Source organism: Roseateles sp. P2_H4 (assembly GCF_056403315.1).
The window spans coordinates 93,672-104,953 of the sequence record NZ_JBFUFR010000026.1; the positions used below are offsets into that span (position 1 = coordinate 93,672).

At 67.8% G+C, this 11,282-nt stretch carries 8 protein-coding genes; 7 read left to right on the plus strand and 1 reads right to left on the minus strand.

Features of this window, described 5'->3' with window-relative positions:
• Positions 1-38: 38 nt before the first annotated feature.
• Entirely contained in the window at positions 39-1,271 is a 1,233-nt protein-coding gene (locus tag AC1DW3_RS19605) for a Yip1 family protein (RefSeq protein ID WP_477933998.1), read from the minus strand.
• Between the two features lie 308 nt (positions 1,272-1,579).
• On the opposite strand from AC1DW3_RS19605, the gene AC1DW3_RS19610 reads away from it, so the two are divergent.
• The 7 genes from AC1DW3_RS19610 (at position 1,580) to AC1DW3_RS19640 (ending at position 11,211) form a co-directional block, all read left to right on the plus strand.
• Positions 1,580-2,917: a hypothetical protein gene (locus AC1DW3_RS19610; protein WP_477934000.1), complete on the plus strand. Its 1,338-nt coding sequence runs from the start codon at positions 1,580-1,582 to the stop codon at positions 2,915-2,917.
• Positions 2,918-3,001: 84 nt separating this feature from the next.
• Positions 3,002-3,895 carry a LysR family transcriptional regulator gene (locus tag AC1DW3_RS19615; protein WP_477934002.1) on the plus strand — a complete coding sequence of 298 codons (894 nt, stop codon included), beginning with the start codon at positions 3,002-3,004 and terminating at the stop codon, positions 3,893-3,895.
• 112 nt (positions 3,896-4,007) lie between these two features.
• Entirely contained in the window at positions 4,008-5,423 is a 1,416-nt protein-coding gene (gene leuC / locus AC1DW3_RS19620; protein WP_477934004.1) for a 3-isopropylmalate dehydratase large subunit, read from the plus strand.
• Between the two features lie 5 nt (positions 5,424-5,428).
• Positions 5,429-6,076 (plus strand): 3-isopropylmalate dehydratase small subunit, encoded by a 648-nt coding sequence (leuD, locus tag AC1DW3_RS19625; RefSeq protein ID WP_477934005.1) that lies wholly within the window; start codon positions 5,429-5,431, stop codon positions 6,074-6,076.
• A gap of 1 nt (position 6,077) precedes the next feature.
• Complete coding sequence (gene leuB / locus AC1DW3_RS19630) at positions 6,078-7,172, plus strand: 3-isopropylmalate dehydrogenase (RefSeq protein ID WP_477934007.1); 1,095 nt, start codon at positions 6,078-6,080, stop codon at positions 7,170-7,172.
• A gap of 87 nt (positions 7,173-7,259) precedes the next feature.
• Positions 7,260-8,372 (plus strand): aspartate-semialdehyde dehydrogenase, encoded by a 1,113-nt coding sequence (asd, locus tag AC1DW3_RS19635; RefSeq protein WP_477934009.1) that lies wholly within the window; start codon positions 7,260-7,262, stop codon positions 8,370-8,372.
• 325 nt (positions 8,373-8,697) lie between these two features.
• Positions 8,698-11,211, plus strand: coding sequence for a FimV/HubP family polar landmark protein (locus AC1DW3_RS19640; RefSeq protein ID WP_477934011.1), 2,514 nt, complete (start codon positions 8,698-8,700; stop codon positions 11,209-11,211).
• Positions 11,212-11,282 lie beyond the last annotated feature (71 nt).

Consider the following 11,282-nt stretch of genomic DNA (forward strand, 5'->3'; position numbering starts at 1 on the left):
CCGCGGTCATCGCGGCGCTGGCTGAGCGGTGGCTGCGCTCAGCCGGGCTGGCGCGGCGTGCTGGCGAGCTTGTTGAGGTCGACGCTGCCGATGGCACTGCGCAGCTGTTCGATGCCGACCTGGTCGCCCTTGGCCTCGACGATGACGCCATTGGGCAGCAGCACCGTCAACTCGGCGTGCGAGCCATCCTTTCGATACTCCTCGCGCACCGTGCGGTCGCCCTGCTTGAACACGCGTTCGATGCGGCCATCGGTCTCCTTGTCGAGCGTCATATTGGCCCAACCGGCCAGGCCGGCCATGCCGGCGAGGCTGCCCATGTCGGTGATGTCCAGGCCGAAGGACTTGTCGCCATTGCCGTAGCGGGCCTTGGCAGAGGACGAGTTGAAGCCCATCGCGCCGCCACTCTGGGCCTCGACGCTGGTGCGCTTGAAGTCGCCGAAATTCTCGGGCAGCAGCGCCTTCAGATCGGCGGCCGGCATCGGCTTGCCGCCCCCGGTGGCACCGCTCACCGCGCCCATCATCTCGCCGAGCGCCTTGCCGGCAGCGGCGCTGTCACCCTTGGCCTGGGCCTCCTCCATGCGTTTGCCCAGGGCCTCCATGCGCTTGGCGGCCGCCTCCATCTTGCTGGTGTCCAGGGTCACGTCGCCGTCCGGGCCCTTGATCGTCACCGCGCCGCCACCGGGATGCCCGCCGCCCCAGCTGCCAACGCCGACCACCGCGGTGGTCACCGCACCCACCACCAGCCCCGCCACGATGCCCACCACCACGATCACGGCGGTGTAGCCGGCGGACTTCTCCGGCGGGTTGCGCATCAGCACCGGCAGCCCGAGATAGATGAGGTAGATGGAGTAGAGCCCGCACAGCAGGCCCAGCACGCCCAGCGAGGGCAGCAGCTGGAACACCCCACCGACAAAGCCGGCCGTGCAGCCATAGGCCACCAGCTTGAGCGCGGCCAGGGGATCGGGCGTGCCGCCGAACGTGGGCGCCAGTGCATTCACCAGCAGCGACAGCAGATAGACCATGCCCAGCGACAGCGCATAGCTCACCACCATATGCACCAGGCCGCTCAGGAAAGGCATGCGGTAGCTGACGCCGAAGGCGCCTACCCCCACCACCGACAAGCCGATGAAGGCCGCCACTGCCGGTATCGCCGCCAGGATGAGCAGCCATTCCTTGTACAGGGACTGCACCGTGGCGGTCTCCTGGGCGATCTGCGGCCAGGTTTCCTTGGGCTTGAGCAGGATGTCTTGGATGCGCTGGACAAGATTCATTGCGTTCTCCGGGTGAGATGACCCATCGTAGAAGCCGCCCCTCTGCGTCACACATGGGGCTTTCATGAAGCGCCTCGCGGCGCCGCGTCTTTGGCGTTGGCGAAGCCGCGCTTCCCGAATCACCGCTTCTGCGAAACCGTACCCGCCCGTAACCTGCGCAGCAGCAAAACTTGCGCGTGCCGCGCTGGGCTGACCGGCCCGTGGCACACCGGAAGGCGGGGAGGCCACAAGCCGCTTCGCGAGTTCGGTCGCAAGGCTTTGCCCGCGCTCGGGGCCAGAATCGGCGCCTTCGTCCGACAAGCCGCCCGATGCGCCCCTTCCTTTTCCTGCTGGCCCTGCTGCCGACGCTCGCCCAGGCCTGGGGCAATCACACCCCCATGTGCTACCGCGCCTTCGAGCGCATGCCCGAGGTCGCGAATGCCGCGGCCGTGAAGGCCGAACCCCTCGTCGATTTCCTGCGCGACCAGGAGGTGGCCTTCGGCGCCAAGCTCGATGGCCAGGAAGCGCTGCTGCGCGAGCAACTGAAAGGGCATGCCGCCCGGCCCGACGGTCTGCGCTTTGTGGCCAATGCCAAACGCAGTGACGCGGAGCGCCGCGCGGCCTTTCTGCGCGCGCTGAGGCTGTCGCCGCAGTCCCGGCTCGCGCTGTATTGGCAGCCCGACCCGCGCGAGGCCGACGCCGCCCGCACGCCCGTCGACGCGGGCCTCGTCACAGCCACCCGGCCCGGCGCCGGCGCCACGCAGCGTTTCGTGGCGCTGCAGCCGGGCGAGGCCATCGCGCCGCTCGCCGTGCTGGCCTCGGCCTGCGACGAACCCGACTATGGCCACGACCTGAATCTCTTCGACGACAACCCCGGCCACCCGGAAAACCCGTCGTATGGCTTCGGCAAGCAGCCCTTCGGCAATCCGGCCGTCGCCATCGGCTCGCAGGCGCCCTTCCATATGGGCTTCTTCCACCAGGGCGCCGTCTTCAACACGCTGGCGCCCAGCTTTGCGCGCACCTTCACCGAGCTGCGCGTGCAGCAGTATTCGAGCCTGGCCGTGCTGGCCTGGCAGACCGGCCATGCCTACTGGGGCTGGCGCTTCGCCGGCCTGGCCCTGCACCATGTCGAAGACCTGACCCAGCCGTATCACGCCAGCGCGGCGCCGGGCGCGACGCTGGGCCACATGATGTGGGTCAACTTCAAGGCCCAGGTCGGCGCGCCGGCGGACCGGCAGGGCCTGGTCGTGCTGCAGGGCAACCGCCATTTCGTGCTCGAGCAGTTCCAGACGCGCTGGATCATCGAGGCCGCGCGCCAGCGCCGCGACGGGCCGCTGGAGCTGGCCCTGCGTGACGCGGCCCGCGACGCGCGCTACCCGGCGTGGGACTTCGGCTATGTGCGTGACGTCGTCGCCGCAGAAGCTTTCGCGGCCGGCCCGGCCACCGACGCGGCCGTCGTCGTCGGCGCACCGGCGAAATTCGTCACTGACCCCAATTTCGACTTCGCCGCCAACGAGGCCCAGCTCGGGCCGGAGCTCGCGCGGGACCTGCAGGGCCAGCGTGAAGCCCTGCAGGGCCAAATCGCCGAACTGCTGGGCCATTTCGGTGCGCACAGCCGCAACGCCCTGCGCGGCATGCTGAAACAGGCCGGGCCGGCGGCACGCTGAGCTTCGCAAAGGACGAAATAAAAGTCGTTTTCTGGCGCAGAATCGCCTTCTTCACGAAGGCTATGCTCGAGTTGGACGATCACCATGCGCCACGACCTCACCACACTCAATCTCGTGCTCGCCATCGAGCAGACCCGCTCGATCACCCGCGGCGCCGCCCAGGAACACCTGGCGCTGGCGGCTGCCAGCAAGCGCCTGTCCGACCTGGAAAGCCGCCTCGGCGTGCAGCTCTTCGAGCGGCGCGCCCGGGGCGTCGAGCCCACCGAAGCGGGCCGTGCACTGGTGCGCCACATCCGTTCGCTGCACGCCTCCCTCTATGCCCTCGAAACCGAGGTCATGGAGTTTTCGCGCGGCATCAAGGGCCATCTGCGCATTGCCGCCAACAGCAGCGCCATCACCGAGGCGTTGCCGCCCCATCTGGTGGGCTTCTCGCAGGCGCACTCGCAGATCCGCATCAGCATGGAAGACCTGACCAGCGCCGAGGTGCAAGCCGCGGTGGCTGAAGGGCGCGCGGACGTCGGCGTCTTCACGCCGCCGCTGGTGGACAACCGCCTGCAGACCTGGGTGGTCGGCCACGGCCGCCTGGCTGCCCTCGTGCCGCTGAAGCACCCCTTGAGCACGCGCGAGGAAGTCACCTTCGACGACCTGCTGGCCTATGACCTCATCGGCCTGCATGCCGGCGCCAGCGCCCAGGAGCTGATGCGCGAACAGGCCGCGGCGCGTGGCAAGACACTGAATGCGCGCTGGCAGGTGCGCGGCTTCGACGCCATCGCCCAGCTCGTCGAGGCGGGCCTCGGCGTGGCCGTGCTGCCCGAGCAGCCGGCCGAGCGCTTCACCCGCGTCTTCGGTGTGCGCTGCCTGCGCCTTGAAGAGCCCTGGGCCGAGCGCGAATATGTATTGGGTGTGTTGCGCCAGCAGCGTTTGCCCACCGTGGTGCAACGCTTCGTGGACACCTTGATTCCTCGAGACAAGCAATGATTCCATTTCACGCCGTTCACGGCGCGTGCCGGGCCGAGCGCCGGGCCGCTCCCCAGCCGGCCCGTATCCCCCCGGGGGATCGGCTGGTGTACTCGCCAGACGAGGGGCAGACATGACCACCTCTAGAACGCTTTACGACAAGCTCTGGGATGAGCATGTCGTGCACACCGAGCCCGATGGCACGGCGCTGCTCTATATCGACCGCCACCTCGTCCATGAGGTGACCAGCCCCCAGGCCTTCGAAGGCCTGGACCTGGCCGCCCGCAAGGTCTGGCGCCTGAGCGCGAACCTCGCCGTCAGCGACCACAACGTGCCGACGACGGACCGCAGCCAGGGCATCGCCGACCCGATCTCGCGCCTGCAGGTCGACACGCTGGACGCCAACTGCGACCGCGTCGGCATCACGCAGTTCAAGATGAATGACAAGCGCCAGGGCATCGTGCATGTCATCGGCCCGGAGCAGGGCGCCACGCTGCCCGGCATGACGGTCGTCTGCGGCGACAGCCACACGTCCACGCACGGCGCGTTTGGCGCGCTGGCGCATGGCATCGGCACCAGCGAGGTCGAGCATGTGCTGGCCACGCAGACGCTGTCGGCCAAGAAGGCCAAGAACCTGCTCGTCAAGGTCGAAGGCCAATGCCCCAAGGGCGTTGGTGCCAAGGACATCGTGCTGGCCATCATCGGCAAGATCGGCACTGCCGGCGGCAATGGCTACACCATCGAATTCGCGGGCGCGGCCATCCGCTCGCTGTCGATGGAAGGTCGCATGACCGTCTGCAACATGGCCATCGAAGCCGGCGCCCGCGCCGGCCTCATCGGCGTGGACGAGACGACCATCCAGTACGTGCGTGGCCGCCCCTTCTCGCCGCAGGGCTTGGAGTGGGATCAGGCCGTCGCCTACTGGCGCACGCTGCATTCCGACCCCGGCGCGCATTTCGACAAGGTTGTTGAGCTCGACGCTGCACAGATCCGACCGCAAGTCAGCTGGGGTACCTCGCCCGAGATGGTGCTGGCCATCGACGAGCGCGTGCCCGACCCCGACAAGGAAAGGGACGCCGTCAAGCGCGGCGCCATCGAGCGCGCTCTGACCTATATGGCGCTGGAACCCAACAAGGCCATCAGCGACATCCATGTCGACAAGGTCTTCATCGGCTCCTGCACCAACAGCCGCATCGAGGACATGCGCGAGGCCGCGGCCGTCGTGCGCCGCGTGGGTGGGCGCCTGGCCAAGAACATCAAGCTGGCCCTGGTCGTGCCGGGCTCCGGCCTCGTCAAGGCGCAGGCCGAGGCCGAAGGCCTGGACCAGGTCTTCAAGGCCGCCGGCTTTGAATGGCGCGAGCCGGGTTGCTCCATGTGCCTGGCGATGAACGCCGATCGGCTGGAGCCGGGCGAGCGCTGCGCCTCCACCAGCAACCGCAACTTCGAAGGCCGCCAGGGCGCGGGTGGCCGCACCCACCTCGTCAGCCCGGCGATGGCTGCCGCGGCCGCGATGACCGGTCACTTTGTCGACGTCCGCACATTGAGCTGAGAGTCATGGACAAGTTCACCATCCACAAGGGCCTGGTCGCGCCCATGGACCGCGACAACGTCGACACCGACGCCATCATCCCCAAGCAGTTCCTGAAGTCGATCAAGCGCAGCGGCTTCGGCCCCAATCTGTTCGACGAGTGGCGCTACCTGGACCACGGCGAGCCCGGCCAGGACCCGGCCAGCCGCAAGCCCAACCCCGACTTCGTGCTGAACCTGCCGCGCTATGCCGGTGCCAGCGTGCTGGTCGCCCGCAGCAACTTCGGCTGCGGTTCCAGCCGCGAGCACGCGCCCTGGGCGCTGCAGCAGTACGGCTTTCGCGCCATCCTGGCGCCGAGCTTCGCCGACATCTTCTTCAACAACTGCTTCAAGAACGGCCTGCTGCCCATCGTGTTGCCAGAGAGCGCCATCGCTCGCCTGTTCGATGAGGTCTATGCCTTCCCGGGCTATCAGCTCGTCGTTGACCTGCCGCGCCAGGTCGTCGTCAAGCCCGACGGAGCCGAACTGCCCTTCGACATCGAGCCCTTCCGCAAGGAATGCCTGATCGGCGGTCTCGACGAGATCGGCCTGACGCTGCAGCACACCGACAAGATCCGCACCTATGAGGCTGCCCGCATCGCCGCGAAGCCCTGGCTGAACAACCGAGTGATTTGAGATGAAGAAGATTGCAGTACTGCCGGGCGACGGTATCGGCCCAGAGATCATGGCCGAGGCCGTCAAGGTGCTGAAGGCGCTGGACCTGCCTTTGCAACTCGACTGGGCCGACGTCGGCGGCAAGGCCTACGAGACCAGCGGCCACCCGCTGCCCCCGGCCACGCTGAAGCTGGCCCAGGAAGCCGACGCCGTGCTGTTCGGCGCCGTGGGCGACTGGAAGTACGACAAGCTGGAGCGCTCGCTGCGCCCCGAGCAGGCCATCCTGGGCTTGCGCAAGGCCCTGGGCCTGTTCGCCAACTTCCGCCCCGCCATCTGCTACGAGCAGCTGACGCATGCGTCGTCACTGAAGCCCGAGCTGGTTGCAGGCCTGGACATCCTGCTCATCCGCGAGCTGACCGGCGACATCTATTTCGGCCAGCCGCGCGGCCGCCGCACGGCCGTGGACGGCCACTTCCCCGGTGCCGATGAAGCCTTCGACACGATGCGTTACTCGCGCCCCGAGATCGAGCGCATCGCCCATGTCGCCTTCCAGGCCGCCCGCAAGCGCGGCAAGCGCCTGACCAGCGTCGACAAGGCCAATGTGCTGGAGACCTCGCAGTTCTGGAAGGACATCGTCATCGAGGTCCACGCCCAGTACCCCGACGTCGAGCTGGACCATATGTACGTGGACAACGCCGCCATGCAACTCGTCAAGGCGCCGAAGAAGTTCGACGTCGTCGTGACAGGCAATATGTTCGGCGACATCCTGTCGGATGAGGCCGCGATGCTGACCGGCTCCATCGGCATGCTGCCGTCCGCCTCGCTCGACGCCAACAACAAGGGCCTGTATGAGCCCAGTCATGGCAGTGCGCCGGACATCGCGGGCAAGGGGATTGCCAATCCTCTGGCTACAATCCTGTCCGCTGCCATGATGCTCAAGTTCTCCCTCAACCAAGCCGACGCTGCCGCTCGTATCGAGACGGCCGTGCAGTCGGTGCTGGCCCAGGGCTTGCGCACTGCCGACATCTGGTCCGAAGGCACCTCGAAGGTCACGACCATCGAGATGGGCGACGCTGTCGTCAAAGCCATTACGACCACGAAAACCATCAAGAGCTAAAGCTCCGTCTCGTCTCGCCCCTCCAAACCCGGCGAACGAGCCGGGGCCCAAAGTGGATGGGGTTTGGTGAATGACAAAGGAATGATGATGACGACTTTGGTAGGCCTTGTCGGCTGGCGTGGAATGGTTGGCTCCGTGTTGATGGAGCGCATGACCGCCGAGCGCGACTTCGACCTGATCGAGCCGCTGTTCTTCTCGACCTCCAACGCCGGTGGCGCGGCGCCAGCCCAGGCCAAGAACGAGAAGTCGCTGCAGAACGCCTTCGACATCGAACAGCTCAAGCGCTGCGACATCGTCATCACCGCCCAGGGCGGCGACTACACGACCGAGGTCTATCCCAAGCTGCGCGCCGCGGGCTGGAACGGCCACTGGATCGACGCGGCCTCCACGCTGCGCATGGCTGACGACGCCGTCATCATCCTGGACCCCGTCAATCGCCCGGTCATCGACCAGGCGCTGAGCAACGGCGGCAAGAACTGGATCGGCGGCAACTGCACCGTCAGCTGCATGCTGATGGGCGTGGGCGCGCTGTACAAGGCCGGCCTCGTCGAGTGGATGTCCACCCAGACCTACCAGGCCGCCAGCGGCGGTGGTGCCCAGCACATGCGCGAACTGCTGACGCAGTACGGCACGCTGAACGCCTCGGTCAAGTCGCTGCTGGACGACCCCAAGAGCGCCATCCTCGACATCGACCGCCTGTTGGCTGAGAAGCAGCGCAGCCTGTCGCCCGACGAGGTGGCCAACTTCGGCGTACCGCTGGGCGGCTCGCTGATCCCCTGGATCGACAAGGACCTCGGCAACGGCCAATCCAAGGAAGAGTGGAAGGGCATGGCCGAGACCAACAAGATCCTCGGCTCGGGCGCCATTCCCGTGGACGGCTTCTGCGTGCGCGTCGGCGCCATGCGCTGCCACAGCCAGGCCCTGACCTTCAAGCTGAAGAAGGACGTGCCCCTGGCCGACATCGAGGCCATGATCGCCGCCGACAACGCCTGGGTGAAGGTGGTGCCGAACACGCGCGAAGCCACCATCCGCGACCTGACGCCGGTGGCCGTCACCGGCACCATGACCATCCCGGTCGGTCGCCTGCGCAAGCTGGCCATGGGTCCCGAGTACCTGGGCGCCTTCACCATCGGCGACCAACTGCTGTGGGGCGCTGCCGAGCCGCTGCGCCGCATGCTGCGCATCCTGCTCGAGCGCTGACGCCCCACATGCCCTGCGTTCCGGATGGCGCAGGGCATGATTTGCTTACGGTCTTTTACGGTTTGACCTAGGGTTCACCCGAGCGTCGATATTGGAACGAAGCGACACATCAGGTATCGCGTGAGCATTTCCGCGTATATGCTTGATGCCGTTGTGTTTTTGATTCGAAACTCGACGCAGGCTATGACGTGCAAACCAGCGTGCAGACCAGGTTCGTGCAGCGATTGCTGAAGATCGAGACAGGCGGGGCCCGATGCCCCGCCTTGTTGCTTTGGGGAATGCCTTGAAAGATTACATCCGCGACGCATTCGAGGGAGTTCGACCCATGGGATTTGCTCGCCACCATCTCGCCCTTGCTGCAGCGCTGCTCGTGGCCGGTAGCGGTGCGCAGGCCCTGGGCCTGGGCAAGCTGAGCGTCCAGTCGGCCCTTGGCGAGACCATGCGCGCCGAGATCGACGTCAGCAGCCTGACGCCCGAGGAAGCCGCCACCCTCAAGGTGCGTGTCGCGCCACCCGAGTCCTACCGCGCCACCGGTGTCGAATACAACCCGGTGCTGACTTCGGCCCAGGTCCAGGTCGTTCGCAACAACGGCCGCACCGTGCTGCGTGTCAGCAGCGATCGCTCGGTGCAGGAGCCCTTTGTCGACGTCATCCTCGAGCTGACGTGGTCCAGCGGCCGCCTGGTGCGCGAATACACGCTGCTGTTCGACCCGCCGAGCCTGCCCAAGCCCGCCCCCATCATCACCGCGCCGCCGGCAGTGGCCGCCGCGCCGGCTCCGGCCACCGCTGCGTCGAGCGAGGCCGTGCCCGCACCGGCGCCGGCCGTGACGACGGCACTGCCGCGCAACGGCTCCGCATCCGCCCCTGCGTCAGTTGCCGCGGCCCGCCCGGCAGCGCCGGCACCCGCCCCCATCCGGCCAGCCGCCACGGCGGGCTCCGAGTACGCAGTACGTCCGGGCGACTCACTGTCCAAGATCGCGGCCAAGACCCAGGTCAGCGGCATCTCGCTCGACCAGATGCTGGTCGGCCTGTTCCGCAACAACCCCGACGCCTTCATCGACGGCAACATGAACCTGCTGAAGGCGGGTACGGTGTTGCAGGTCCCGTCCAGCGACTCGCTGGCCACGGTGCCCGCGCCCGAGGCGCGCCGCATCATCCTGGCCCAGAGCGCCGACTTCTCGGCCTATCGCCAGCGCCTCGCTTCCGCCGCGCCGACGCTGCAGAACACCGAGAGCGAACGCCAATCCAAGGGCCAGGTGCAGGCCGCTGTCGAAGACCGCAAGCCCGCGGCCGCCGCGACGCCCGACAAGCTCACGCTCAGCAAGGCCGGTGGCGCCGCCGCCAGCGCCGCCGAAGCCAAGCTGTCCAAGGACACCGAGAAGAAGGACGCCGCCGCCCGCGTCGCCGAGCTGACCCGCAACGTCGAAGAGCTGAAGAAGCTCTCCAGCGCCGCCAAGCCGGGTGCGGCCGTGGCCTCCGCCGCCGCACCGGCGCCCACGGCAGCGACGCCGCTGCCGGCGCCGGTCGTGGCCACCGCCGAACCTGCATCGGTGGCGGCTTCCGCGCCTGCCGTCGTGGCTGCGGCGAGTGCCGCAGCGTCCCGACCTGCCGCCCGTGCCAGCGCCCCGCTGGCGCCGCCGCCCGCTGCCGAACCGCCCGGCTTCATCGAGCAGTTGCTCGACAGCCCCATCGTGCTGCCGCTGGCCGGCGTTCTCGTCGCGGTGCTCGGTGGCCTGGGCTTGTATCGCCTGCGTTCGCGCCGTCCGCCCAATGCGTCCGAGACCGGCTTCCACGAAAGCCGCCTGCAGCCGGACTCCTTCTTCGGCGGTACCGGTGGCCAGCGCGTCGACACGCGCGACGCCCAGAACAGCGGCCAGTCGTCGATGAGCTATTCGCTCAGCCAGCTCGACGCCATCGGCGACGTGGACCCGGTCGCCGAGGCCGACGTCTACCTGGCCTATGGCCGCGACCTGCAGGCCGAGGAAATCCTCAAGGAAGCCCTGCGCGCCAATCCGACGCGTCTGGCCATCCGCCTGAAGCTGCTGGAGGTCTACGCCAAGCGCCGCGACACCAAGGGCTTCGAGCAACTCGCCGTCCAGCTCTATGCCGAGACCAAGGGTGCCGGCGAGGACTGGGGCAAGGCCCAGGAACTCGGCCGCGGCATCGACCCGGACAACCCGCTCTACCAGCCTGGCGGCGCGCCCGCCCATGTCGAGGACGGTCCCGAACTGCGTCCCGAGCCCATGAACGCCAGCACGCTGCCGCAGACGGCACTGCCCAGTGGCGCCCATGCGGCCGCGGCGGCTCATCTGGCAACCGACGCGATGCGTGGTGGTGGCCCGGATACCGGCCCCGTGAGCGGTTTCGACCTCGCCCTGGACCTCGATCTCGACGCGCCCGAGCCGGTTTCGCCCAACGCCATGGCCGCGACCCAGGCCATGCCGGCCTCGATCGAGCAGGCGCCGCTGACGATGGATTTCGACATCTCCAGCCGCGGCACCCGCACGGCACCGCCCGCGCCCGACCTGAACTTCGACCTCAGCAGCATGGGTGGCCTGTCGGCCACGCCGGCCACGCCGGCAACTGCGTCGACCGACCTGGACTTCGACTTTGGTGAGCCCACCCAGCCGGGCGAGACGAATCCCGACCACGTCGGCCAGGCGCTCGAAGCCCTGGGTGACGATGAAGGCGATCCGCTGATGCGCCAGCTCGAGCTGGCCGACGAGTTCCGCCAGATCGGTGACACCGAAGGCGCTCGCGAGGTGCTGCAGGAACTGGTCCAGCGCGCCACCGGCCCGCTGCGCGACAAGGCGCAGGCGATGTTGAACGAACTGCGATAAGCGCAACCGCGATACTTCGACGCCCGGCTAGGCCGGGCGTTTTTACTTTCCGAGCCCGATGAGAGTTGCAC

Excerpts from the sequence above, each read along its gene's own strand:
- AC1DW3_RS19615 (WP_477934002.1), top strand. The coding sequence starts at position 3,002 with ATGCGCCACGACCTCACCACACTCAATCTCGTGCTCGCCATCGAGCAG.
- leuB (WP_477934007.1), top strand. The coding sequence starts at position 6,078 with ATGAAGAAGATTGCAGTACTGCCGGGCGACGGTATCGGCCCAGAGATC.
- AC1DW3_RS19610 (WP_477934000.1), top strand. The coding sequence starts at position 1,580 with ATGCGCCCCTTCCTTTTCCTGCTGGCCCTGCTGCCGACGCTCGCCCAG.
- leuC (WP_477934004.1), top strand. The coding sequence starts at position 4,008 with ATGACCACCTCTAGAACGCTTTACGACAAGCTCTGGGATGAGCATGTC.
- AC1DW3_RS19640 (WP_477934011.1), top strand. The coding sequence starts at position 8,698 with ATGGGATTTGCTCGCCACCATCTCGCCCTTGCTGCAGCGCTGCTCGTG.
- asd (WP_477934009.1), top strand. The coding sequence starts at position 7,260 with ATGACGACTTTGGTAGGCCTTGTCGGCTGGCGTGGAATGGTTGGCTCC.
- AC1DW3_RS19605 (WP_477933998.1), bottom strand. The coding sequence starts at position 1,271 with ATGAATCTTGTCCAGCGCATCCAAGACATCCTGCTCAAGCCCAAGGAA.
- leuD (WP_477934005.1), top strand. The coding sequence starts at position 5,429 with ATGGACAAGTTCACCATCCACAAGGGCCTGGTCGCGCCCATGGACCGC.